Consider the following 26777-nt stretch of genomic DNA (forward strand, 5'->3'; position numbering starts at 1 on the left):
CCTCTACCCTGCGATAAGCTCCTTGATATCTGCCATCAGTTTATGAGCCAGGTGCTCAGCAGTGGAAGCGCTATCCGATTCTGCAAAGATCCGAATGATGGGTTCCGTGTTGGATTTTCGTAAATGGACCCACTCGTTTTCAAACTCAATCTTTAGACCGTCGATGGTATTGGAGGGGTTAGAAGCGTATTTTGCTTTTAACTGATCCAATACATTGTCCAGGTCCATGGACGGGTCCAGTTCGATCTTGTTTTTAGAAATGTAATAGTTTGGGTATCTGGCTCTCAACATGGAACAGCTCTTACCATACTCGGCTAAGTGAGACAAAAACAGTGCAATACCAACGAGGGCATCACGACCATAGTGTAATTCAGGTAGAATGACCCCTCCGTTGCCTTCACCGCCGATTACAGCCCTGGTAGCTTTCATTTTCTTTACCACGTGTACTTCGCCGACTGCTGATGGCTCATAAGTGCCTCCGTGCTTTTCAGTTACATCACGTAGCGCCTTGGTGGACGAAAGGTTGGAGACGGTATTGCCTTTTTTCTTGCCTAGCACATAATCCGCTATTGCCACAAGCGTATATTCCTCACCAAATGGCTGCCCGTCTTCAGATACCATGACCAGCCGATCTACATCAGGGTCTACTACAAAACCCAGATCATAATCACCACTGGCCAGCTCATTGGTTATTTGAGTGATGTTTTCAGGGAGTGGTTCGGGGTTATGTGGAAATATACCGTTTGGCTCACAATAGAGTTCAGTAACCTCTACTCCCAGCTTTTCCAGAAGTTTGGGTACGGCTATCCCTCCGGTACTGTTTACCGCATCCACGATGACCTTAAACTTCTTTTCTTTTATTGCCTCTACATTAACCAGGCTCAGATCGAGTATTTGTTCGATGTGCCAGTCAATGTAAGTATCATCCGCTGTGTAAACGCCAAATTTTTTAGGATCTACAAATAAGGTGTCAGGTGATTCTGCCCATTTTAAGACGTTTTGTCCATCTTTCGCAGAAATAAACTCTCCTTTTTGGTTAAGAAGTTTCAATGCATTCCAGCCGGATGGATTGTGTGATGCGGTCAGAATAATACCTCCCTGAGCTTTTTCGTTGACCACTGCCATTTCCACAGTGGGTGTAGTGGAAAGCCCAAGATCTACGACATCTATTCCCTGAGCTCTTAAGGTGCTTTCTACTATGGAGCGGAAAACCCGCCCCGATGGTCTGGCATCACGACCGATTACTACTTTGGGATGATCGTGTTTTTCTTTGATCCACATCCCAAAACCAGCAGTAAATTTTGCAACATCTATGGGTGTCAGGCTTTCACCTACTTTCCCTCCTACGGTCCCCCTCAGGCCGGCAATAGATTTAATTAGTGACAAGGCTTAGCAATTTTTATTTACAGCAAAATTCAGAAAAAGTGATTGCTGTTTGATATGACATTTAGATAAAGTTCCTAAATAAGGAGATAAACTGACAATCAGTTAAACTTGGCCATTACTTTATTGACTTCTGAGTCCTGGTTACCACAGCTCTCGCCTCCATCCATTGTTTTTCCGCAGTATCCACACGTAGCGCCTTCCTTATTGAGGAAAGGGCTCTGTGATGCGCAGGTTCCTTTAAACTCACCATTCTTTTTAAAGATAAGTCGTACAGACATCAGGATAAAAAAAAGCGCGATAAATCCAATTCCCAGTAATACAGTAGCCATAGCTTCTATTTTGCGACAAAAATAAAGAATATTTGTGTTCTCTAGTTGTAGTAACAGACAAACTCCTATAAAGATTTCATAAATGTCTAAACCCTTAGCGAAACCCGATCTTAACCGGAAAGAAAAGCTCAAAGCATTTGATCGTCTGCTGACCATTATGGATGAGCTGCGTGAAAACTGCCCATGGGACATGAAACAGACCATGGAGAGCCTGCGTCATCTGACCATTGAAGAAACCTATGAGCTGGGCGATGCAATCCTGGAAAACGACCTGGAGGAGGTGAAAAAAGAACTGGGAGATCTGATGCTCCACATGGTATTTTATGCCCGGATCGGGTCAGAGAAAGGCGCTTTTGATGTGACCGATGTACTCAATCAGGTTTGCGATAAGCTTATCAACCGACACCCACATATTTATGGAGACGTGAAAGCTGATGATGAACAAGCGGTGAAGGAAAACTGGGAAAAGATTAAGCTAAAAGAGAAGGGCAATAAATCTGTGTTGGGAGGAGTCCCGGCATCTCTACCAGCCATGGTAAAAGCCATGCGTATCCAGGAGAAGGCCAGAGGAGCTGGCTTTGACTGGGAGAAAAAGGAGCAGGTCTGGGAAAAGGTAGAGGAGGAGCTGCAGGAATTCAAAAGTGAGTTTAATATAGAAGATGAATCAAAAGTAGATCGGGAAAAGGCTCAAAACGAGTTTGGAGACCTGCTTTTTTCACTGATCAACTATTCCCGATTTATTGATATCAATCCGGAGGAGGCTCTGGAGCGAACAAATAAGAAGTTTATCAAACGCTTTACCTATCTGGAAGCAGAATCAAAAAAAGATGGTAAAAAGCTGGGTGAAATGAGTCTGGAGGAGATGGATGCGTACTGGGAGCAGGCAAAAAAATTATAAAAGCCATGCGGGTAAGTCAGTCGGTAAATGTTTAAATTCAAGAGTGTTTCATTAACCTAACTTTTAACTGCAATGAGTGAACTAAAAATTAATCACCTGGCTGTTCTTGTTTCTGTAATCTGGATGTTCGTCCTGGGTTTTTTGTGGTACGGACCATTGTTTGGTGAGCCATGGATGGAAATGGTAGGTCTTACCAGGGAAGGGATTGAAGCAAATCCTCCCGGAGCTGGTGTTTGGATCTCAAATGTGATTTCAAGCGTATTACCCATTTATTTTTTGGCCTGGCTGTTTGTGCAGATGAATGTGAAAAGCGGGATCAGGGGTCTGGTTCTTGGGTTTTTGGTGGGCTTTGTTTTTTATCACCTACCCGGGATGACAGGCGGGATGTTTTCTCAGGAGCCTTACGGATTAGCCTGGGTTGAGGGAGGATTTCAGATGGCAGGATGGGCTGTTTCAGGGTTTATCCTGGGTGCCTGGACAAAGAGTAGATAGTGGAAAATTTAATCCTGACAGGTTTTGTCTAAGTAACCTGTCAGGACTTAATTAAAATATTTAATATCAGTTATGCAGAAATATGTATCTCAGCTAATTGATGATTTAAAGATTGCAAGTGAGAATATCTCCTGGCCTTTTGTAGAAAAGGCAACAGACCTGAGCGATTGGGTTTCACCAGAGGAGGAAGAAATGTATGCTCCGGTCCGGGACCTTGAGGATTGGACCGGGATCCGTCAAGAGCAGCTGCCACCGGAAAAAATGCTCTCTGACGACCAGATCCATCACCTGCTTACGGCTTTGAAAAACTTACTTGATGCCTGCAACTGGTCATTTGTATTGCAAATTGAAGTGCCGGAGCGCATCCAATATGAGACTATCAGAGCCAACTTTAATCAACAGGCAAAACAAAAAAGATGGCATTATGGATTCTTTGAACTGTGTAAACCGGGGACGGAACACAAGCGGTGTACTCTTGGTGAGTATTGCCAATGTGCATTTTATGCTGAATTTTTCTCCGGCTTTTCAGATGAAGAACTCAGCCCCGAAGAGGAACGCGCTCGTGCGCTGGAAATTGAGATCAAACACCTCAAGAGAAAGCATGGACCGGACTGGATAAAGTACTACCCATATCACCTGGACGATGACTATGATGATGAGTTTGGCGGCTCTTATGACTTTGGGTCTGACGATGAGGATCTGTAACCTGTAAGCCTTACAATTGGTCCAGCTTCTTAAGAATACTCCTGGCTTTTTCTTCTCCTTCTTCGGTCAGGTATAAGGATTTGGCTTTGTAAGAAAAATCGATAAGACCCTCTTCTTTTAGCTGGTCCAGGGTGCCAAAATCATAGCCTTTCCATGCCCGCATAACAGATTCCTCACCAAGCGTTTCCTCTTTCCAGGCTGTTAAGATAGATCAGAGCCAGACATAGTTCCCGTCCTAATTGTTTGTTTTTCTCCTCGTTCATTTCAGGAATATTTTGAAAATCCGACTTTCGTTTTCATTACCATAAAGTTATCAGTTGCGAGCTTTAATTTGCAGCATGGCCAAAAAGAAAAAGAAGAAAGTGATAAAACATCCGGCATCATTTTCACCGGAAATTTACCTTAGAAAGGGGAGCGCCCGAAAACTGCCGATCGTGGAATCTCTGATACCGGAGAACTGGACTGACCTTAAGAAATTTCCTGTGATCGTTGCCCGAAAACATGCGAATGGCAACATTACCTGTGTGATTATTCTGGTTGATTTATTATGTACCGGAATAAAAGATGCCATGTATATGGTGAACCTTCCAGAATATGAATACAGGGAAATGGTTGACAGGTATGAGGGAATAGACCTTAGTATGATTTCTTGTGAATACCAAGTGGCTCACAATATCATTTATGAGGCATTGGCTTACGCTGAAGATTTTGGTATCGAGCCGCATACAGACTTTTCGCTGGCAGAAATGGTACTGGAAGAGGATGATGAAAGCATTCCATTAATGGAAATTCCGCTCGGTGAAAATGATAAACCCCTTTTAGTTCTACACCCTGACGATCCGAGGAATGACTATTACCGGAGACAACTGGAAAAGCATGCCGGTCCGGGGAATTACGAAGTAGTTGATGGTGGTTTTTTTGATGAATATGGAGATGAGGAAATGGATGATTTCTATCCGCCTGAAGAGTGGACCAGGGAAGAGTGGGAAGATTTTCTTCTGAATCTGGAGCCCGATGAACTCACTATATTTGATCCGGCAGTTTACATGATCTATGAGAAGTGCATTTTTGAACCGCATATGGCGGGAAAACAGCTTGCTGCAGCTGGGAGAACTACTCTTGAGGAAACGGAGGTAACTTTTGATGCAATTGGAGAGGGAAAGTATTCTGAGGAAGAGCTGAATATACAATTCGAAATATATAGTGAGTTAAATAGCACTGAGTTAACCCCTGACAGAACTCAAAAGATAATAACCAGGCTGAAAAACCTTATCATAAAATGGCCGGAAAACCCCATTTTACATAATTACCTCTACACTGCATACATAAGAAGCGGTGAAGTTCAGCGTGCGGAAGAACAGACACGGTTGGTATATGAGAAATTTCCGGATTACTTTTTTGGTAAAATTGCTTACGCTAACCTGTTGATCGAGAAAAAAAGGCTGGAAGAGGTACCCGATGTTTTTGACGGGGAATATTCCCTGCCAGGACTTTTTCCTGACAGAAAACAATTTCATATATCAGAATTTACAGCTTTCCATAGTTTAATGGGTATGTACTTTCTGGCTAAAGACGATTTGGCATCTGCTTACATTTACTACAAAATCCTTAATGACATTGACCTCCCGGAGGATTATCCCCTTAATGAAAAGTTTTTCATGGAAATAACACTCATGATCCTTAAGGAGGTGAAATCACTCATGAGTGAGATACAATCCGGAAAGGTTCCTTTAGAAGATATGCTTGCTCTCCTTGTGAACGGCTAAAAAGAGAGTGGATTTGATCCCATATTTTTGATGATTTCTGGGTGTACGACAGTTTCGCAAAAAATGACCCTGGCGTTATAAGAGGTTTTCACACAAAAACACCAATATTCCCCTTTAGAAAAAGGGGTGTAGGGGAATGTTTATAAGCTAGTCTGTTTTTGGGTGAAATTGTTTGGAAACATTCAGGAATGTAAAACTGTCGTGCACCATGGTTTTTTATTTTGAAAAATATTACTACATTTGTAGTATATATATTCACAATGCGATATGAAATTTAATCAGTCAGAGGAACAGATCATGAAGTACTTATGGAAGCTCGATACAGCTTATATGAAAGATCTGGTCGATGAATTTCCTGATCCTAAACCGGCCTATACCACAGTTGCTACCATGGTATCTCGCATGATCAAGAAAGACTATATCGGGTTTAATCAGCGAGGGAGTGTGCGGGAGTATTACCCAAAGATCAAAAAAACCGATTATTTCTCGGGACAGCTGAAAGGTATGATCAGGGATTTTTTTAACAACTCAGCAGCGCAGTTTGGATCTTTTTTCACCAAAAAGACCGATCTGAGTGTGGAAGAGCTGGAGGAGCTTCAAAAAATGATCGAGGAGCAAATAGCCAATAAAAAAGAAGAGAAATGATCAATTACTTAATTCAATCTACCGTCTGCCTTGCGGCTTTTTACCTCATTTATCTTCTATTGAAAAATGAGCGGGCTTTTAAGTTTATCCGGTATTATTTACTGGGAGCTATTGTTTTTTCATTGGTCATTCCCCTGGTTAAGATTCCGGTTTTTTCGGATGTGCCGATCGGCCTGGAGCATTATGACCTCACATTCACAGATGTTTCTGCAGACTTTGAAAATCAATTGGTCACAAAGGAATCAGCACAATCGGAAGTCAATGGCTTCATAAGCATGTCATTGATCTTTTGGGCTGTTTACCTGACTGGAGCACTTCTGATGGCTGTCAGGTTTTTTAGAAATCTCTATCAAATAGGCAAGCTCAAGCGGTCTGGGACACAGACTGTGGATCAAGGTTGTAAGCTCATCATTCTGAATTCGACCATTCATCCGTTCTCGTTTTTCAAAAATATTTTCCTGTCTGAAACGGATTATTCAAAATATCCGGATGACCTGATTTTGCATGAAAAAGCGCATGCTGAAGAAATGCACACTGTAGATATATTGTTTGTAGAGTTACTTTCAGTGGTGTTTTGGTTTCAGCCGTTGATTTATCTCTACAGAAATGCTATTACACTCAATCATGAGTTTTTGGCAGATGATTTTGTGCTTCGTTACACCGGGAACCCTAAGAACTATTTACAGAAAATACTTGAGGTCACAAACCACCAGCCGCAGGTTCATTTAGCAAGTAATTTTTCTTTTCATTCACTTAAGAACCGAATCAAAATGATGTCAAAAAAACATCCGACAAAAAGGAGGCTTGCCCTGAAATCAGGTTTGGTGGCAGTGGTCGCGATCAGTTTGTTTACAGTATTTGCTTTTACTACAAAACCAGGTGCTGGTGCACCTGCTAAGGAATTTACAGTCATTCTGGATGCAGGGCATGGTGGTAAAGATCCCGGAGCTTCTTCCGAATACAGTAACCCGGAAAAAGAGATTACCCTAAGTATAGCCAGAAAAGTAGCTAATTGCTTTGCAGATCAGAAGGATATAAACGTTATTCTTACGCGCGGGGATGATTCCTTCATAAGCCTTGAAGACAGAGTAGCGCAAACGAAAAAGGCGGATCTTTTTCTTTCTATTCATGCGGAGTTCTATCAGGAGGAAGACGTTGATCATGCCCTTGCGATCTACTACGACCGGAATGAATTCTCTTCCAGGGCGGAGCGGTTTGCTAAACTGTCGGCCTATGAATTTGAGGCTGAAGGAAGAAGATGCAGAGTAGGAAAAGCGGACTATTTTGTTCTTGAAAATGCTCTTTGCCCTTCAGTACTTCTCAGCGTCGGTTTTTTATCCAATGAAGATGGTGCGAAGTACATAAATTCAGAATCCGGTCAGAGCAAAATTGCAGATCAGATCAGTAACGCCATTCGGATGGCGGCTTTATAAAACTTGCTTTGATGAAAGAACTCTCTTTGCGAATGCCGACTCAACGGTCGGAAAGGATAATAGTGCTCGATTTTTTGCGGGGGATCGCTATTTTAGGTATCCTGGTTGTCAATATTGAAAGCTTCAGCTACCCCAATCCTTTCAGTCCGTATCAGTTTGGTTTTGAGTCTACCCTGGATTCTGACGTACGGTTTTGGGTATATTTTCTTTTCCAGGGAAAGTTTTTCAGCGTGTTTGCCTTATTGTTTGGAGTTGGTTTTTACATTTTTTTGGATCGCTTGGCGCAAAAGGGTTTAGGGCTGAAGGCCATGGACCTTTATGCCCGACGACTCTTGTGGTTGTTTGTCTTTGGGCTGGCCCATGCTTACTTTCTTTGGACCGGAGATATATTGTACCACTATGCTATTTGCGGCTTTTTCCTGTTTCCCTTCAGGTCATTTAAAAAAAGGCAGTTGCTGGTATTTGTGGTGTTACTTATGGGAATCCTTCTGCATAACACGTGGCAAATTACCATTCAAAGAAAAGAGCAAAAAGCAACCTATCTTCAAGCCATTGAAAAAGAAATCAGTGAGAGAACAGAAAATGAAAACAAGGTTATTAAGAATTGGGAAAGGCGTACAACGAAGCAATATACCGAAGGTTATAAGGAATTAATTAAAACCCGAAAGGAAGGGTACTTAGCGAATCTCAGTGAAAACTCAGACCACATAGACGTTTACAAAGGCAAGCTTTATTACCAGGGGATTTTATTCAGGACCCTGATTATGATGGTCTGTGGTATTCTGCTGTTCAGGTTGGGCATTTTTCAGAACTTCAGATCAGTCAGGTACTACTGGTGGATAGCGCTTTCGGTTTTCATTATTGGTTTGGTTACCAATTACCTCCGTAGTTATCAGTGGACTTATAATTATCTGGATCCGGTCACTGATGTTTGGTTTGCGGCTGCTACTGCCTTTGCCAAAGAAATTCTCGCAATTGGTTACGTATTGGTATTAAATGGACTCTTTCAGATCTATTTTTCGAGACGTGCTTTTAAGCCTGTTTCCGGGATAGGGAAAATGGCCCTGACTAACTACATCCTGCAAACGATTATTTGTGTTTTCATTTTCTACGGGTATGGGTTTGCACAATTTAATACCTACTCACGGTCAGAGCTGTTGATGATTGTCGCAGCTATCTGGGTTTTTCAGCTAATCTTTAGCGTGCTATGGCTGCAGCGGTTTTCATTTGGTCCTTTGGAGTGGCTATGGAGAAGATTAACTTACGGCCGGAGAACTTCATGATTGATTTGTGGTTTATAGTTCATGCATTTAAAAATCAAAACCCGGGTTTCAGCCTCACTCAATAAAGTGAAAGAGGGCTTCAACCAGGAGCTCTTTTTGTCCTTGAACCCACCCTTCCCTAAAGTTAAGCTTCTCCAGTTTGATGGGTCTAAAAAAGGAGATCTGGTTTCACTCGAGCTTAACTTTTTGGCATTTAAACAAACCTGGACCAGTGAGGTCATTTCTGATGAGGAAACAGATAAAGTCTGGAAGTTTGTAGATGTTGGAAGGAAGCTGCCTTTTTTCCTCAAAACGTGGAAGCACGAGCATTTGGTGGAGGCAGAGGCCGCTGGTTCAGCGATCGTAGATAATATCGAGTATACTACAGGGACATTGCTTACGGATTTGGTCATGTACCCATTGCTGGCTGGTCAGTTTCTGTATCGGAAGCCTGTTTACAAGCGATTTTTCAGGTAAGATCTATCATGATCTTTAGGGGGTCTCCATTTTTCAGCAGAAAAGGCTTTTTCAGCTTACACAAACTTCTTTTTACAGAAGTTAATTAATTTGGCTTGATGAAATCCTCTTTTACCCTTTTGCTGTGCCTCCTTATTATTACATGTCTTGCTCAAAGTCGGGAAGAATGGAGATCGCAACTGGATACTGCCACCAGTGACACTACCATTGTGAAACTATATCTGAAGCTAGGCCACAGTTTTCAAGGCAGAAATAAAGACTCCTTAGTCTGGTACGCTAAAAAGGCGGTTGCACTGGCAGACAAAATCGGCGATCCAAGGGCCCTGGCATCAGGCTACAATTTGATGGGAAATGCAAACTTTCTGGAGTCAAATTATGATACAGCCATTTACTATTATTCAAGAGGATATGATCAGGCTATACGTGCTAAAGACTCACTTAGACAAGGAGCTTTGGTCGGCAACATTGGAGTGGTTCTTACATATCAGGGAAAATATGACACGTCTATCCACGTTTTGCTTCAGGCAAAAGCATTTAGAGAATCAATAAATGATCCAAAGGTTAGTTCCACAGTCAATAACCTGGGAAATGCCTATAACCGAATGGCTGATTATGAAAAAGCTCTGGAATACTATAAGGAGGCAGCCAGGCTAAAAGAAGAACATGGACAAACCCGATCTCTGAGTAACACGCTGAATAACATTGGGATCATTCTGAAAAATCAGGAGAAATATGAGGAAGCGATCTCATATTATCAACGAGCCTTAGAGATAGGTGAAGAGTTTAAAGACCTGCCGAAGCAAGCAAACGCACACAATAATTTAGCTACTCTGTATAGAGATGGGAATATTGATGATGCCCTGGCTGAACACCACTTCAGGCTAGCTATTAAGAAAAAAGGAGAGATTGGGGACAAAGGTGGACTTTTTAATTCTCTGGTGAATTATGCCGAACTGCTTTCCGGCAAAGGAAGAAGTAAGGAAGCATTGTCAATGCTAGAAGAAGCCGAAGTGATAGAAAAAGAACTGGGGGAGACGATGTATACCATAAACGGACTTCAAATGAAAGCCAATGTGTTAGCCGACCTAGGGAGGTATGAAGAGGCGTACCAAGTGTATAGGCAGGCTTATGTAAAGCGAGTAGATGCCATTAATGAAGATCGGAATGAGAAAATCGCTGAGTGGGAAACCAGGTTTGAAACTGCCAAAAAGGAGGCTGAAATAGAGCGTCTTTCATTGGAAACTGATTTGCAAAAAGCTCAACTCTACAATACCAGGGTCATTTTTGTTGTGGGAGGCGGAGGCGCTTTTTGTATCATCGTCCTTGTGCTTCTTCTTTATTTTCAGAGGATAAAGAAGCATAAAGTGGAGCAGGAAGCACAGGAACTACAAATAGAGGCTTTAGAAAAACGATTAATGGACCTTAACATCAGTCCGTCAGAGACGCAAGTCAGTATCAATGACCTGAATGAAAAAATTCAAACACCACTTTCCGAAAGAGAATTTGAAGTGTTGAAATTGAGCCTTGAGGGGAAGACAAACAGTGAAATAGCAGAGACACTTTTTGTTTCAATTAGTACCATCAAGTTTCATTTAAGGAACACCTATGGTAAATTAGGCGTGAATAATCGTAAGGAAGCCCTGGACTATGTGGTTAAGACGTCTTAGTATATTTTTCTTTTCTATTCCATACTACCTCTTTTCCCAATCGGAGAATGTTGAATTAGTTAATAACCTCATAGATGCAGAAAACTACCAGGGAGCCATAAATACTGCGGATTCATTGCTTGACCTGCCCCGTTTCTACGAAGATTATTTTTATCTCTACATCAAAAAAGGGGATGCTTACTATTATCTGGCAGACATCAAAAACTCCCTGAAAAATTACCTGCTGGCGAGTGAAGAACCGCAAATCAAACTCCTGGAAAACAGTAAGGCACTACAGGAAACGCTCAGCAATGTAGGCTTTTGCTACAGCGAATTAGGTATACACGATAAGGCGCTGCAGTACTATAAAGCTTCCTTTGATCTTGCAGTTGAGTTAAATGATAGCTCGGAGGTAGCAGTAGGTTACTACAATAGGTCTAATGCTCATTTAAAGCAGGGCAATTTGGAAGAAGGCATCAGCCTGTTGGAGCAAGCTTATGCGATAGATAAACAAAGAAAAGACACTGCCGCCATAGGTTTTGACCTGAATGCACTGGGATATGCCGCTTTGGAAATGAACCGTTCGGATGAGGCCATACGATACTTCAAGGAATCCATACTCCTGCTGGGGAAAAGTTCTGGAAACTACAATTCATTGGGCACCCGGTATAATAACCTTTCAAAAGCTTTTCTAAGTAAAAACGAATGGGATAGCGCCCTTTTCTATAATCAAAAATCCATTGAAATTCATGAGCAGTTTAATGATGAGATCAACCTGGCCAACCGATGGATCAATCGTGCCATGATCTTAAATCAAATGGACCTCCTGGAACAAGCTTTGGAGTGGAGTCTGAAAGCCAGGGATAGAGTGGCACAATTGAAAAAAAGTGATTTGATCCTGATGGCCAACACAGCAGCGGTTGAATCCTACGAAAAACAAGGACAGTTACCAGCCGCCATTCAGCTTACAGAAACCAACATAAAACTTGCAGAAGAAATAAGATCGATCAAGCATCTCCACATTGCTCAAAAAAAATATGCACAACTACTGGCCGAGGCAGGACGCTCTTACGAAGCATATGATGCGTTAGGAATAGCCGGTATCCTATTCGATTCGATCAAAACCATAGAAGCCCAACGAGCAGCCTCTGAATTGGCTGTAAAATATGAAGTGGATAAAATTGCCAGTGAAAATGAGATTTTGCAACTGGAAAGTGATGTAGCTAAGGCAAAACTTGCGCAAGAACAAAACACCACATTTTGGCTGACTGTTTTAGTACTTGTTGTGTTGGCAACCGGAGCATTCATTACCTACTCGCTGATTTCAAAAAATAAGATAAAAGAGCAATTGATGCAGTCGGAAATCAGCGAACTGCGTCTACAGATCAAACAACTGATTGACTATCAGCCGGAGGAATCTTCTATCTCTATTGACCAGCTAAACGAAGTTCTCAAGGAACCATTAAGTGACCGTGAATTTGAGGTTTTGCAAATGGCCATGACGGACAAAAATAACAGTGAGATTGCCGAGAAGATTTTCGTTTCTACCAACACGGTGAAGTATCACCTCAAAAATATCTACCAAAAGCTCGGAGTATCTAACCGTAAGGAGGCGCTAAAATTCGCCTTTCAGGCAACTTCAAGCTAGTTTTTCGTAAAACTACCCACCTGGGTAGGGTGAAACTAGCCCAAGGGGTCAGGTAAAAAACCATGGTATTTCTGTGATTTTGTTTCGAAACAAAAATCGCAATATGCCATGAAAAAAATCTTAGTTGACAAAATTTTACTACTTGCCTTTATGCTCAGTATGATGGGGATGGGGAAGGCACAAGACCTTCAATGGGTCAACGGTAACACCAGTGGTTTCGCTATCAATAGCGATGCCAAAATTGATGCCTCCGGAAATGTCTATTTAGCCGGAGGTTTCTCAGGAACGGTCGATTTCGATCCTGGAACCGGAACCACCAACCTTACCTCAGCCGGTTCATTTGATATCTTCATTTGTAAGTTAGATGCCTCCGGTAATCTTCTTTGGGTCCACAGCATTGGTGGGTCATCCAACGATGGAGTCGGAGATATGGAATTGGATGCCAGTGGGAACGTCTATGTGACCGGGTGGTTTCAGGAATCCAACATTGACTTTAACCCGGGAGTCGGAACAAGTAACCTAACTTCTGCTGGTTCTACGGATGTTTATGTGTTGAAACTCAACTCGTCCGGAACCTTCCAATGGGTTTATCAGGGCGGAGGAATTTCCTCTGACGAGGGCCAGGGACTTGCAATTGATGGGGCAGGTAGTGTCTTTGTGACGGGGGACACATACGGAGGAGACTTTGACAATGGTGCGGGAACGACCACTCTGGGCGGAAATGGTGCACAAGATATCTTTGTCGTTGAGTTAAATTCCTCAGGGGTATTTCAATGGGGTGTTGATATTGGAGGAACAGGAAGAGATGAAGCTACCGCTATCGCTCTCGAAAGTTCAGGAGATATCTTTATCGGTGGAATATTCTCCAGTACAGTAGATTTTGATCCATCAGGTTCAGTCGCTAACAAAACATCCAATGGCCTCCTTGATGCATTCCTGCTTCAGCTTGATGATGCTGGCGGCTATCAGCAAGTGATCACCTGGGGAGGAACTTCAAATGATGGTCTCCAAGATTTTGCGTTTACCAGTACCGGATCTGTAGTGACCACAAGCTACTTCGATGGTACTATTGATATCGATCCTTATGCCGGCACCAAGAGTGCCACAGCGGGCAGTTCGAATGTGGATCAGTTGGTTCACCATTTTGACATTTTGAATGACAAGGTTTTCTGGTATAAGCAGGTTGACATCACAAGCTCAGGCTTATTTGGTATTGATGTAGATGCAAATGATAATGTATATCATGCTGGATTCTATAGCCTATATGGGATCGTTGAAATCTACGATATCGATGGACTCGAGCTGTTTTCCATCTCTCCTACTTTTGCAATGAAAAACTACAACGTGGAAGTCGATGGATCTGACTTCTATCTGCATGGTGCCTTTACAAGCACGACCAACTTCGACCTGTGTGGAGGAACGCACAATATCAATGGACTAAGCGGGGACAAGGCTTTTGTTGCAAAATATTCCATCGAATCTTTAGCCGATGATCCCACACTATCTGCTACGGCTTCAAGCATTTTTCCGGGAGAATCCGCCACCATCTCTATCCAGTCAGGAAACCTTAACAGTGCTACAGACTGGGAATGGTATTCGGGAAGTTGTGCAGGCACTTCTGTGGGTTCAGGTACTTCAATTAATGTTTTCCCTGAAACCACTACCACTTACTATGTGCGTGGGGAGGGATATTCTTGTCTCTCAAGCGGAGCTTGTACTTCCATCACCATTACCGTGGATGATCCCTACTTAACCTATGGTCTATCTTTCGATCTGTCAAACGGGGCTACAGGTAGAACAGCTGAATTTGACATTAGTGGCCAAACAATTGCCCCGCAGGATCTTGCATATAATGATGACGGCACAAAACTTTTTGTCCTGGAGAACAGCGTTTATCAATATAGCCTCACCACACCTTACGACATCAGCTCAGGCATAAGCTATACAGGTACTTCCTATGCTGCAGGTGGCAATGGTATGGCCTTCAGCTCTGATGGGCTAAAAATGTATTTTGTTGTGGATGGTGCAGATGAAGTTCGACAATACAGCCTTACAAACGCTTATGATATTTCCAGTGGAGTGAGCCTGGACGGTTCCTTCAGCGTATCTGCGGAAGAGACAAACGTTTCAGACATTCGATTCAGCTCAGATGGTACAAAAATGTTCATCGTTGGTTTCAACAGCGATCAGGTTAGGCAATACAGCCTTAATACCGCATTTGACATTACCGATGGTGGTTCGCTGGAGGCTTCCTATGACCCCACCAGCCAGGCGTTCAACCCCTCAAGGTTGGATTTCAGTGCGGATGGCACAAAAATGTTTGTTGATCTTCACCAATTTAGCCTTACTACGCCGTTCGACATTTCGAGTGGCGTCACGGCTGATGGCTATTCACTAGCCACTGGTCCAAATACAACCGGATCAAGATTTCATCCGGATGGAAAAACAATAACAATCACCGATTGGACCAATGATGTGGTCGCACAATTCGATATAAACGAAGGAGGATTTGTAGAAACAGAAGCCAATGATGGAACGGTTGAGGGTACTCTCACAATTGAAGCGACTGGAAATACATTTGTTAATGCTGGTTCTACTTTGGCCGAAACAACACACTATTCCATTGACAATCTTCCATCTGGATTGGTCCCGACATTGACTGTTTCGGCAGACGGGTCCTCAGCTGAGTTAAGTATTTCAGGAAAAGCATCAGAACATCAGGGTAGCAACGATATTTCCGGTTTGATCTTCACATTCGAAGAGGCAGCTTTTACTACTTCCTCGACGGTTTTGAATTCAGTCAGCACCGATAGCGGGTTGGGCATAGATTTCGTGGAAAACTATCCAAAACTTGTATATGGTTACCTATTTGATCCGTCAAATGCCTCTTTCGATGGTAGCCCATTCAGTGTATCTGGGGATGAACTCTACCCAGGTGGCCTTGCCTTTAACCCTGATGGAACGAAAGTTTACGTTATAGGTACAGAAGGTGATGATATTAATCAATACAGCCTAACCACTCCATTTGATATTACTTCTAGTGTAACGTTGGACGGCACATCATCAAGTACAACCACACAGGATGAGACACCAACCGGCATAGCATTCAGCTCAGATGGCAGCAAAGTTTTCCTGACCGGCTCTACCAACGATGCAGTCTATCAATACAGCCTCACATCGGCATGGGACGTAACCGCCGGAATAAGCTATTCCGGCTCCTCTTTAGATGTCTCGACTTATGAAACGATTCCGTATGATGTGAAATTCAATGACGATGGGACCAAAATGTTTGTTGTAGGTGCAAGTAGTGATGCCGTTCAGCAATTTAACTTAACTACTCCTTACGATATTGGCTCTGGTGTCTCACATGAAGGTGAACTTTCGGTAGCTTCAGAAGATACCGGGCCAAGCGGGATGGCGTTCAACATTGACGGTACCCAATTGGCAATCGTTGGTTCATCTGGAGACGAAGTAAATATTTATAGCCTCTCGACAGCTTATGATGTTACCAGCGGTGTTACGGTTCTTGGAGAACCCTTCAGTATTTCCGCTCAAGAAACTGGCCCATCGGGTATTGCTTTCAATAACTCAGGCGACAAAATGTACATCGTGGGAACTTCAGGTAAAGACATCAATCAATACAGCCTGAATTCCGGAGGGTTCACCGAAACAGCTGACAATTTTGGTGAAATCGAGGGTTCACTTGTCATTCGGCTATTTGACGATCTATTTACCAATGCTGGCGGAACACTTACTAACGGAGTTGACTACACCATCAATAACCTGCCAAATGGTTTAACCCCAACATTAACTGTGGCAGGAGATGCTTTATCAGCTACCCTTAACATTACCGGAAATGCCTCAAGCCATGTAAATACAGATGATATTGCCGGGCTGGAATTCACTTTTGCCAACTCCGCATTTAATCTCGGTGATGCCTCCAATGTGACCAATGCCATAGCAGCCAGCAGTGGTATTGGCATAGATTTCATCGAAGCACCGACTATTTCAGATCAGGATTTTTCAGTAGCTGAAAACAGTGCAAATTCCACCTCTATCGGAATAGTAGCTGCATCCGATAACGATGGTGATGATATCACTTTTTCAATCACTTCAGGAAACGACTTAGGTGGGTTTGTTATCAATTCGTCATCAGGTGAAATAACAGTAGCCGATGTAAATCAACTGGATTTCGAAACCAATCCGTCTTTCGAACTAATTGTTCAGGTATCGGACGGGGGATTGTCTTCTTCTGCCACTATCACCATCAACCTGACGAATGTAGCAGAAGCTCCCACGGACATGGACTTGGATGTCACTTCCACTGATGAAAATAATGCCATCAATGATGTGATCAGTACCCTTTCCACCGCCGACGTGGATGCCGGGGAAACTCATACGTACTCCTTGGTTTCCGGAACGGGAGATGCGGATAATGCTTCCTTCAATATCAACGGAAATGAGTTGAGAGCTTCGGTGGTATTCAATTTTGAGGTCAAAGAAAGCTATTCAGTCCGTATTCAAACCGATGACGGGAACGGAGGAATATATGCTGAAGCATTTACCATTACCATCAATGACGTTTCCGAAGCTCCAACGGATATTACGTTTGCCGGATTCTTCCTTGAGATAGATGAAAACAATAGCGTGAATGATCTAATTACCACCTTCTTAACCACCGATCAGGATGCCGGGGAAACGCACACCTACTTGCTAGTGGCCGGGGAAGGAGATACGGATAACGGATCCTTTAATATGGTTGGGGATGAACTACAAGCTGCAGAGGAGTTTGATTTTGAAACAAAAAGTACCTACAACATCCGGGTGCAAACCGATGACGGAAATGGCGGAACCTATTCGGAAGCATTTGTAGTTACAATAAATGATCTTTCCGAGCAACCAACCGATCTAAGCATCAGCGCCAGTTCAATCCAAGAAAACAATGAAATAAACGATGTGATCGGAACATTCTCTTCAGAAGACGATGACATAGGAGAAACATTTGCCTATTCACTGATAAGTGGAAGTGGTGATACCGATAATGCGTCATTCAACATTAATGGGGATCAGCTTAGAGCTTCTGAGGAGTTTGATTTTGAAACACAAAACATATATTCCATTCGTGTACAGACTAATGATGGAAACTCTGGAGTATTTGAAAAGGTCTTCACAATCACAATAAACAACCAACAAGAAGTACCAACTGATATACTTCTATCATCCAGTGATATAGATGAGTCATCACCTTCAGGGACAACAGTTGGAAACCTGAGTACAGTGGACGAAGACAGTGGCGAAACCTATACGTATTCCCTGGTAAGTGGATCAGGAGATGTCGATAATGCTTCCTTTACCATTGACGGAAACCAGTTGAAAAGTGGTGAAGTCTTCGATTTTGAAACCAAAACGAGCTATTCCGTTCGAATTCAAACCAACGATGGGAATGGTGGGCTTTTTGAAAAAACATTCACGATCTCAATCAACGACCAGCCTCCTGGTTTAACAGGTGTAGGTATTACCAGCAATAGCATAAATGAAAACCTGTCTTCAGGTTCGCTGGTAGGAAATCTATTTGCGCTGGGTGATGAAATAGAAGGCGTCAGCTTTACATACTCACTTGTAAGTGGAGCGGGAGATACTGACAATACCTCATTTAGCATTTCAACAAATCAATTATTGACCGGTACTTCTTTTGACTTTGAATCTGATAATCAATACTCGATCCGAGTAATGGCAGATGATGGAGAAGGTTCCACGGTTGAGGAAGTGATTTTAATCGATATAAATGATGTAAATGAAGTTCCAACCGATATCCAGCTGAGCTCGGCTACTATCACTGAAAATAATGCTGATAATGAATTGATCGGAACATTTACATCTACCGATGAGGATACCGGAGATTCACATATCTACTCATTGGTATCAGGTACAGGTGATACGGATAACTCAGCTTTTTCGATCGCCAGTGGACAGTTATTAGCCAGTCAAATCTTTGATTTTGAAGATCAATCATCATATTCAATCAGAGTCCAAACCAATGACGGGAGCGGTGGTGTTTATGAAGAAGTATTTACTATAACGATCATAGATGATAATGATGTGCCGTCTGCGCTTAATATTAGTAATCAGACACTTGATGAAAATAATTCAATTAACTCTTCCATTGGTACCCTTTCTACGATCGATCAAGATGCTGGAGACTCCTTCACCTACTCACTCGTAAGCGGTGTGGGAGATTCTGATAACGGGTCATTTAATATTTCAGGTGATGATCTACAGGCTATTGTTTCTTTTGACTATGAATCACAAAGCAGTTACTCAATCAGAGTGCAAACGAATGACGGAAACGGTGGAGTACTTGAACAATCATTTACTGTTCAGGTTAATGATTTGAATGAAAATCCAACAGATATTCTTTTATCAAATACATCGATAGAAGAGAGTAACCCTTCAGGAACCATTGTAGGGTCATTGTCGTCGGATGACGAAGATGCGGGGCAATCACATACTTATACACTCGTGGCAGGAACTGGTGACACAGATAACAATTCGTTCACGATTTCGGGAAGCGATATAGTAAGTGCTGAGGTATTTGACTTTGAAACAAAGAGCTCCTATTCATTAAGAGTTCGATCTGAAGATGGCAATGGAGGCGCTTTCGAAAAGTCATTTGTGATTTCTATTACAGATCTACCGGCTCAAATCACATCATTCACGCTGAGCAATGCATCAATTAACGAAAATGAGTTGTCCGGTTCAGCAGTGGGTTCATTTACCACTTCAGGTGAAGATCTTTCCGGGAGCTTTACGTACAGTCTGGTGGCTGGTGTCGGAGACGAAGACAATGCATCTTTTACTATTTCAGGAAACCAGTTGTTGTCAGGGACCGGTTTCAACTTTGAAGTTAAAAACTCTTACAGTGTACGAGTTCTTGTAAATGATGGAACTGGAAATACAGATGAAAAATCTTTCACAATTTCAGTGAATGATGTTTCCGAAGCACCTACAAATATCACATTAGCAGGAAACACCATCGAAGAAAACAATTCGATCGGTGACGTGATAGGCAGCTTATCCACTACGGACGAAGATGCAGGTGAAACCTTCACTTACTCATTAGTAGCAGGAGCTGGTGATTCCGATAACGCTTCTTTTGATATTGTGGGGGATGAACTCAGGGCTGGTGAAGTATTTAACTTTGAAACACAATCAAGCTATTCGGTGAGGATTGAAACAAATGACGGAAATGGCGGCACCTATCAGGAGTCCTTTACGATCACCATCCTTAATGAAAATGAAAGTATTGTAGTCACTAATCCTATTGCTGATAGAGACTTGGACGAAGGATTCACTTCTTTGAATATCAGTCTGAGCACTGTATTTGAAGATCAGGACGGAGATGCATTAACATATGAAGTATCGAGCTCTAATACAAGTATAGTTACCGTGAGTGAGACTGCTGGAACTTTGACTATCGCTGAAGCAGCGGCCTTTGGGAGCTCTACTATCACAGTGACAGCAGACGATGGATCAGGAGTCACTATTTCAGATGAATTCATTGTGACGGTCAATAATGTTAATGATGCGCCGATTGTGGTCAATACAATCCCTGACCAAACCTTTGATGAAGGTTTCAGCAACGGTAATGTCGATCTGAGTTCCATCTTTAGTGACGCAGATGGCGATGCCTTGACATTGTCCGTCTCAAGTAGTGATGAAACCGTAGCTACTGTGGCTGTTTCAGGAAGCACCCTCACTATCACCGAAGCAGGGCTGGGTACAGCAACCATCACGGTTACAGCCAATGATGGAAACGGGGAAACCGTAGCTGACGATTTTGTGGTGACGGTCAATAATGTGAATGACGCACCCGTAGTGGCCAGCCCAATAGCAGATCTCTCGCTTGACGAAGGCTTTGGTAGCAGTGACGTGGATCTCAGCAGCACTTTCTCGGATGCAGATGGGGATGCATTGACATTGACTGCCTCAAGCAGTGATGAAGCCGTAGCAACTGTGGCTGTTTCAGGAACCACCCTCACCATCACCGAAGCGGGTTTGGGTACAGCTACCATTACGGTTACAGCCAATGATGGAAACGGGGAAACCGTAGCTGACGATTTTGTGGTGACGGTCAATAATGTGAATGACGCACCCGTAGTGGCCAGCCCAATAGCGGACCTTTCGTTTGACGAAGGCTTTGGCAGCAGTGATGTGGATCTTAGTAGCACCTTCTCTGATGAAGATGGAGATGAGCTGATCCTTAGTGTTGAGAGCAGCAATGAATCTGTTGTAACCGTTAGTGAGACCAACTCCCTCCTTACCATTACAGAAGTAGGACCTGGATCATCCACAATCACAGTCACTGCCAGTGACGGTAATGGAGGTTCAGTAGCTGATGAATTCATCTTCACAGTCACAGAAGTTCCGAACAACGCACCAGTAGTGGCAAATGCTTTAGCTGATCAGTCTCGAGAAGAAGGGTTCGAATTTTCACAAATTAGTTATGTAGAAGTCTTTTCTGATCCTGATGGTGACGCTTTAGCGATCACGGTGACCAGTAGCGATGAGAGTGTGGTTACTGTTGAGTTGATTACCGATGACCAGATCCTGATCAATGAAGTGGGATCAGGTGAGAGCACTATAACTGTCACTGCGAATGATGGAAACGGAGGGTCAGTTTCAGATGAGTTTACATTCACAGTAGAGCCAACTCCCCTTGAGGTGGCCCGACAATTCACCATATCAGTGTATCCGAATCCGGCTACAAAAAGTTTTGAAGTACAATCACCTGATGATGAGTTGATCAGCATTTATGATCAGCACGGGAGATTGCAATTTCAGAGCCGGACTAACACCACGACAATAATCAGCCAGCTTAGAAGCGGTATTTATATCATTGAATTATCAAATGGGGAGCATTTAAGGCTGATCAAGCGATAAACTAAGGCAGAGGTCATTCATGGCAGATTGGCCTGTAAAACCGGTCCCCAGGGGGCCGGTTTTTTTAAAATAAAAATATGTAAAACCCGTTCGGATAACTACTTACTTATATCGGTTGGTAAAAAAATGGATGTCCCGAAAAGAGCATCCATCAATTTTAATGTTTAATCAAGCTTATTACGCATCCTTCCACTTAATGGTGCATCCAATGGCTCTTTTACCAGTAACCTTTGGTTTCTCACCAGCCAGTAAGGCATCTACGGCATCTTCAACATAAGTTTCATTCACGTCTGATACCTCTGAGGGGCTATCATCGATAGCACCTATATACTCTACCCGGTATTTATCATTGGCTTCTTTGTTAAGCACGAAAACATGAGGAGTCTTTGTTGCCCCATAGGCAGCTGTAATTTCCTGAGAATCATCCCTGAGATATGGGAATGGGTAATTTTTCTCTTTAGAGCGTTTGATCATCTCATCCATAGAGTCTCCTGGCTGCTTATCCACATCATTAGGATTGATGGCGATCACCGGAAAACCCTTACTGCGGTACTTTTTGTCAAGGTCTATGATACGCTGCTCGTAAAGCTTGGCGTAAGGACACGTATTGCAGGTGAAAATCACAATAAATCCTTTGGCTTTATTGTAATCAGCCATGGAGACCATTTTGCCGTCAACATTTTTTAGCTTAAAATCAGTGGCATAGTCTCCTACTTCGTATCCTTTTTCAGGAGTTTCGGTAGCATTCACAAACAATACTGCTACGACCACCAGCAATCCTGCAAATAGTAGAAATGTTCTTTTCATCGATTCGTTCATTTTGATGATAAATTTTTAACAATACTTTCCAGTTCGTCCTTTTCGAGTGCCTTTTCGTAAAATGTCTTTTCGCCGGAGCGTTGCACGAATAATGTAGCTGGAATTGCACCACTCCAGTCAGGGCTAATGCTGGATATATATTTGTCTGCATCCTTTTCATCCAGCAGTAATGCTTTTGATTTGATGCCTTTTTTTGCAAGCATCATTTTGGCCTTTTCAACCTGCGATGTAAAATCCAGGCTGACAAAGTAAAGATCCACATCACCTTTCTGACCTAGTGCATCAAAGTACGGCATTTCCCTGATGCAGGGTCCACACCAGGATGCCCAGAAATTAATGACTTTAAGCCGGTCACCCTCCGTGTTTATGATGTTATTAAGCTCTTCCAGTTTTACCAGCTTGATATCCTGTGATACCCCACTAAAGGCTATCGATACCAAAATGATCATCAGCAACTTTTTCATCATCAAGGGTTTACGTTTTTTAGCGTGTTTTTGTTTTAGAGACTTATTGGAGGGATTATAAAAATTGCACTATTCTTATATCTTTCTGAAATTATTGATGTCTGCAAGTTCCTCAATCTTAATTTTTTGAGAATATTTGAAGAATGGATTTGCTTTGAATAAGTGTCTGCCGTACATATATCTCAAATTCTGATCCCAGAGGGATACAAAAAAAGAACACGGATAATACGATTTGTCTTTTTTAGATCAAAATGATAAATCAATTTTTTATTCACATTTTTGACCATTTATCCACATTATCCACATTTTTTCCTATAACTAACTGTTTTACAGAACGTTAAAACTAATCACCTAAAGGTAATCTTTGTGGATAATGTGAATTAAAAAAATAAACGGACGAAAAGCAGTCAATTTTGTAAATGGTTATAAATCAGCATATTGACTGTTTTATTCCTTTGTTTGCCTGATTAATTTCTTACGGTAGGCATTGAAAATTCTGGATTTGGAAATGAACCCCACGTATTTTCCATTATCTATAACAGGAAGATTCCACGCTTGTGTTAATTCAAATTTATTCATCACCGATTGCATTTTTTCCTGAGGGGTGACAAAGGCCGGGGGCTTTTGCATGATGGTTTTAATGATCACTTTATCCCGATATTCAGGGTCAAACATGATCTCGCGAATGTCATCCAGTGTTACTATGCCCTCCAGTTCCTGATTGTCATTGACTACTGGAAAGATGTTTCTTTTACTCTGCTTAACCAGATCTACCAACTCACTGAGTGGTGCATCCGGGTGTATCGTCAGGAGGTCCTTCTCCACAATTTTTTTCAGATCAATAAGGCTCAGGACGATCCGGTCTCTGTCATACTGGATCAGGTCTCCTTTTTCAATGAGATTTTTCGTGTAGATGCTGTATTTTTCAAAATACGAAATAGTAGAGAAGCTGATTGCAGATACCAGCATCAATGGCACAAATAACTCATATCCACTGGTAATTTCAGCTATCAGGAATATAGCTGTAAGAGGAGCATGGAGCACACCGCTCATTAAGCCGCACATACCCACCAGTGTGAAATTGCTGGCACTTATCTGACCGTTTGGAAAAACCAGAGAGACTACTCTGGTAAAGAGAAAGCCTGTAACCCCACCCATAAATAAGGAAGGAGCAAAGACACCACCACTACCTCCGGAACCAATAGTAAGGGCAGTAGCGACTGGTTTGATCAATAAAATGAGAAGTAAAAACAGGATTAATACACCTTCATTACCGGAGAGTGAGTAGAAAAGGCTTCGGTCAAAGATGTCGACGTGACGACCGTTGAGAAGTGCTTTTATCGACTCGTAGCCCTCACCATATATAGGAGGGAAAGTGAAAATGATAAGGGCAAGCCCCAATCCACCTATGATAGCCCGGTTAAATTGATTGTTGATATTCTTAATGGAGCCTTCTACCCGGTACAGTACTCGTGTGAAGTATAAAGATGCCAGTCCGCAGGTAATACCCAGCATAATATAATAAGGAGTATCTGCGGTTGTGAAGCCTTCGGTCAGCCGGAAAGAGAAAAGGATGTCCTCTCCCAGAAGAATAATACTTACTAGCTGTCCGCTTACCGAGGCGATCAAGATAGGAATAAACTTACTGATCTTTACCTCCGTCATGATGACCTCTATAGCGAAAATCACTCCTGTGATGGGAGAGTTGAATATAGCAGAAATAGCTCCTGCAGCACCACAGCCTATCAGCAATGTTCGTTTCTTATAGTCGAGATGGACGAGTCTGCCTACATTGGACCCGATCGCTGACCCTGTTACTACTATTGGGGCCTCCAGTCCCACTGACCCTCCAAAACCAACGGTGACTGCTGAGGTGAGCATACGTGAATACATCTGCGTACGGCGCAGGATCGAACTGTTTTTAGAAATAGCATATAGGATCTGAGTAATACCGTGTCCAAGCCGCTCTTTCAGCAGATAGTTGGCTATCAAAACCGTAAGTAAAATGCCGATCAAAGGGTACCCCAGGTAGAGGTAGTTAAAACCTGTGATATCCATGTTGCGTTCCAGAAGGTTCTGAATGAAGTGGACCGTACTCTTTAGTATCACCGCTGCCAGTCCGGCTATGAGCCCGATGATACTGGCAACGATCAGCAGGAAATTGTTGTCGCTGATGTGTTTTAGTCGCCAGACTAAAAACCGCATTAATACTCGCGAAAACTTCATCTTAAATGATCAGCAAGCGACAAAGGTAAAATTTTATGTTTCAGATTAACTTAATTAACTTAAAAATAGCATGATCGAATTTACCCAAATCAAAGAGACCTGTCTTTATGTACAGGGTCTTGATAAGACAGAGTCATTTTATCATGGGATATTAGGACTGCCTGTGCTATCAAAAGTAAATGGTCGGCATATTTTTTTCAGAGCCGGAACCTCGGTCTTGCTGTGCTTTATCCCGGAGATGACAAAAAATGAAAAGACGCTACCGCCACACTTTGCTAAAGGGAAGCAACACATTGCCTTTGAGGTAAAACCGGATCAATATAAAGATACACTGGAGAAGTTGACCAAAGCCGGTATTTCCATTACACATGAGCAAGAATGGAAAGACGATTTAAAATCTTTTTACTTCGAAGATCCTGATGGCCATGTGCTGGAGGTTGTGCCTGTGGGGATCTGGGAATAATTTCAGAATTGAGAATTTTGTTACAGATCTGAAAATCATCTTTAATCAAAAAAAGGGTCATAAAAATGACACGACAACAATTGCAGGTAATAATCATAAGCTTAATAGTTATAATCAAACACTTTCAGGGCAAAGAGCCAATTCGGTTATTATGAAAGACTTTACGCCTTTTCCCCTTCAGCCCTTAACAATAAAACGTTACCGATGACGTTAAAATATTATATCAAACTGAGGTTGAATTAATTCTACTCTATTGAGTTATATTGAATAATCATCTTGGAGTATGGTTTGAACAAATATTCCCCCTTTTCTTTTCCCAAAAGGGAGGCGATGGGATTATAGGAAATTTGTCAAATCAATATGCTCTTATCTGCTTAATCGCAGCATGACAAAGCAGGATTGTTATGTTTTATTTTCAATAAATAGATGACTTTAATAAAAAAAATAACTGATTTACCACTTTTTTTTGGTTTTGTTCCAACCATCACGCTTAATTTGCAGTCTTATTAGAAACACTAGAGTCAATATGAGAATAAATTCGCTTAAAAACAGCTCCGCTATCTTTAATTTTCTGCTTACTTTTTTGATTTTAACATTCAGCTGTAAAACTGCTAATGTCTTTGATCAGGGAAATGTAATAGCTTCTACTGATTACAGAGGCTATACACCACTGGCAGATGCATCAGGTAACAGAGCCAAGGAACGGATCATTAGAGAGATGGATAAGATAGCCTCAGAGCTGAATATGGCCTTGCCAGAATGCATAGTCTCGAGAGAGGGCCAGAAAGTACTACTCACACTGAGCTCCGATAATCTGTTTGTTTCCAGTAAGGCTGATCTGAAGTACGCGGGGACCCTGGATGTCATAAGCCCTTTAATACTCAACTATGAATATACAGATGTCACCATTGCCGGACATACTGATTCCATGGGAGCAGGAACCTATAACCAAAAGCTTTCTGAGGAACGGGCTATCTCAGTTTTGAATTATTTTATAATCAAGGGGATAGACGATGATCGTCTGGAAGCTAAAGGTTATGGTGAATTTGCGCCTGTTGAGAAGAATCTTACTGCGGCCGGAAGGGCTAAAAACAGAAGGATTGAAATAAGCCTGGTCCCGAGCAAAAAGATGATTAAGCTGGCAGAAAAAGATAAGCTGGACAAGTACAAGTAATCAA

Annotated in this window: 19 protein-coding genes; 13 read left to right on the forward strand and 6 right to left on the reverse strand. The window is 42.3% G+C overall.

The window, feature by feature from the left end:
- Nucleotides 1-3: 3 nt before the first annotated feature.
- Nucleotides 4-1386, reverse strand: coding sequence for a phosphoglucosamine mutase (gene glmM / locus AC3E9V_RS00945; protein WP_488751304.1), 1383 nt, complete (start codon nucleotides 1384-1386; stop codon nucleotides 4-6).
- A gap of 98 nt (nucleotides 1387-1484) precedes the next feature.
- Nucleotides 1485-1715, reverse strand: a complete 231-nt coding sequence (locus AC3E9V_RS00950; protein WP_488751305.1) for a hypothetical protein — start codon at nucleotides 1713-1715, stop codon at nucleotides 1485-1487.
- Between the two features lie 82 nt (nucleotides 1716-1797).
- Here AC3E9V_RS00950 and mazG point away from each other — a divergent pair, with 82 nt between their 5' ends.
- From mazG to AC3E9V_RS00965, 3 genes are all read left to right on the forward strand, one after another.
- The gene (gene mazG / locus AC3E9V_RS00955) at nucleotides 1798-2613 is read left to right on the forward strand and encodes a nucleoside triphosphate pyrophosphohydrolase (RefSeq protein ID WP_488751306.1); all 816 of its coding nucleotides are present in this window, start codon (nucleotides 1798-1800) and stop codon (nucleotides 2611-2613) included.
- Nucleotides 2614-2685: 72 nt separating this feature from the next.
- Nucleotides 2686-3105, forward strand: a complete 420-nt coding sequence (locus AC3E9V_RS00960) for a DUF1761 domain-containing protein (RefSeq protein WP_488751307.1) — start codon at nucleotides 2686-2688, stop codon at nucleotides 3103-3105.
- A gap of 72 nt (nucleotides 3106-3177) precedes the next feature.
- A complete protein-coding gene (locus AC3E9V_RS00965) occupies nucleotides 3178-3810 on the forward strand; it encodes a hypothetical protein (protein WP_488751308.1) in 633 nt (210 codons plus the stop codon).
- A gap of 10 nt (nucleotides 3811-3820) precedes the next feature.
- Here the strand turns inward: AC3E9V_RS00965 and AC3E9V_RS00970 are convergent, their stop codons facing one another.
- A complete protein-coding gene (locus AC3E9V_RS00970; protein WP_488751309.1) occupies nucleotides 3821-3973 on the reverse strand; it encodes a DUF6429 family protein in 153 nt (50 codons plus the stop codon).
- Nucleotides 3974-4148: 175 nt separating this feature from the next.
- Here AC3E9V_RS00970 and AC3E9V_RS00975 point away from each other — a divergent pair, with 175 nt between their 5' ends.
- The 8 genes from AC3E9V_RS00975 to AC3E9V_RS01010 all read left to right on the forward strand — a co-directional run bounded on the left by AC3E9V_RS00975 (nucleotide 4149) and on the right by AC3E9V_RS01010 (nucleotide 21627).
- On the forward strand, nucleotides 4149-5576 hold the full coding sequence (locus AC3E9V_RS00975) for a hypothetical protein (RefSeq protein WP_488751310.1): 1428 nt from the start codon (nucleotides 4149-4151) through the stop codon (nucleotides 5574-5576).
- A 267-nt stretch (nucleotides 5577-5843) separates the two neighbouring features.
- A complete protein-coding gene (locus tag AC3E9V_RS00980; RefSeq protein WP_488751311.1) occupies nucleotides 5844-6221 on the forward strand; it encodes a BlaI/MecI/CopY family transcriptional regulator in 378 nt (125 codons plus the stop codon).
- Nucleotides 6218-7654 (forward strand): N-acetylmuramoyl-L-alanine amidase, encoded by a 1437-nt coding sequence (locus AC3E9V_RS00985; protein WP_488751312.1) that lies wholly within the window; start codon nucleotides 6218-6220, stop codon nucleotides 7652-7654. The genes AC3E9V_RS00980 and AC3E9V_RS00985 overlap by 4 nt, the downstream gene beginning before the upstream one ends.
- Before the next feature lie 11 nt (nucleotides 7655-7665).
- A complete protein-coding gene (locus tag AC3E9V_RS00990; RefSeq protein WP_488751313.1) occupies nucleotides 7666-8937 on the forward strand; it encodes a DUF418 domain-containing protein in 1272 nt (423 codons plus the stop codon).
- A gap of 21 nt (nucleotides 8938-8958) precedes the next feature.
- Nucleotides 8959-9393, forward strand: a complete 435-nt coding sequence (locus AC3E9V_RS00995) for an SRPBCC family protein (protein ID WP_488751314.1) — start codon at nucleotides 8959-8961, stop codon at nucleotides 9391-9393.
- 98 nt (nucleotides 9394-9491) lie between these two features.
- A complete protein-coding gene (locus AC3E9V_RS01000; RefSeq protein ID WP_488751315.1) occupies nucleotides 9492-11060 on the forward strand; it encodes a tetratricopeptide repeat protein in 1569 nt (522 codons plus the stop codon).
- Nucleotides 11041-12687, forward strand: coding sequence for a tetratricopeptide repeat protein (locus AC3E9V_RS01005; RefSeq protein WP_488751316.1), 1647 nt, complete (start codon nucleotides 11041-11043; stop codon nucleotides 12685-12687). Before AC3E9V_RS01000 ends, AC3E9V_RS01005 begins: the two co-directional genes overlap by 20 nt.
- Before the next feature lie 108 nt (nucleotides 12688-12795).
- Nucleotides 12796-21627 (forward strand): cadherin domain-containing protein, encoded by an 8832-nt coding sequence (locus AC3E9V_RS01010; RefSeq protein WP_488751317.1) that lies wholly within the window; start codon nucleotides 12796-12798, stop codon nucleotides 21625-21627.
- 177 nt (nucleotides 21628-21804) lie between these two features.
- Here AC3E9V_RS01010 and AC3E9V_RS01015 read toward each other — a convergent pair whose 3' ends face one another.
- From AC3E9V_RS01015 to AC3E9V_RS01025, 3 genes are all read right to left on the reverse strand, one after another.
- Nucleotides 21805-22434, reverse strand: coding sequence for a thioredoxin family protein (locus AC3E9V_RS01015; RefSeq protein WP_488751318.1), 630 nt, complete (start codon nucleotides 22432-22434; stop codon nucleotides 21805-21807).
- 8 nt (nucleotides 22435-22442) lie between these two features.
- Nucleotides 22443-22913 (reverse strand): TlpA family protein disulfide reductase, encoded by a 471-nt coding sequence (locus tag AC3E9V_RS01020; RefSeq protein WP_488751319.1) that lies wholly within the window; start codon nucleotides 22911-22913, stop codon nucleotides 22443-22445.
- A 444-nt stretch (nucleotides 22914-23357) separates the two neighbouring features.
- On the reverse strand, nucleotides 23358-25136 hold the full coding sequence (locus tag AC3E9V_RS01025) for a chloride channel protein (protein ID WP_488751320.1): 1779 nt from the start codon (nucleotides 25134-25136) through the stop codon (nucleotides 23358-23360).
- 73 nt (nucleotides 25137-25209) lie between these two features.
- Between AC3E9V_RS01025 and AC3E9V_RS01030 the strand changes: the two genes are divergently transcribed.
- Nucleotides 25210-25599, forward strand: a complete 390-nt coding sequence (locus AC3E9V_RS01030; protein ID WP_488753687.1) for a VOC family protein — start codon at nucleotides 25210-25212, stop codon at nucleotides 25597-25599.
- Between the two features lie 526 nt (nucleotides 25600-26125).
- Nucleotides 26126-26773, forward strand: a complete 648-nt coding sequence (locus AC3E9V_RS01035) for an OmpA family protein (RefSeq protein WP_488751321.1) — start codon at nucleotides 26126-26128, stop codon at nucleotides 26771-26773.
- Nucleotides 26774-26777: the final 4 nt, after the last annotated feature.

The organism is Marinoscillum sp. HNIBRBA16962 (assembly GCF_057801515.1).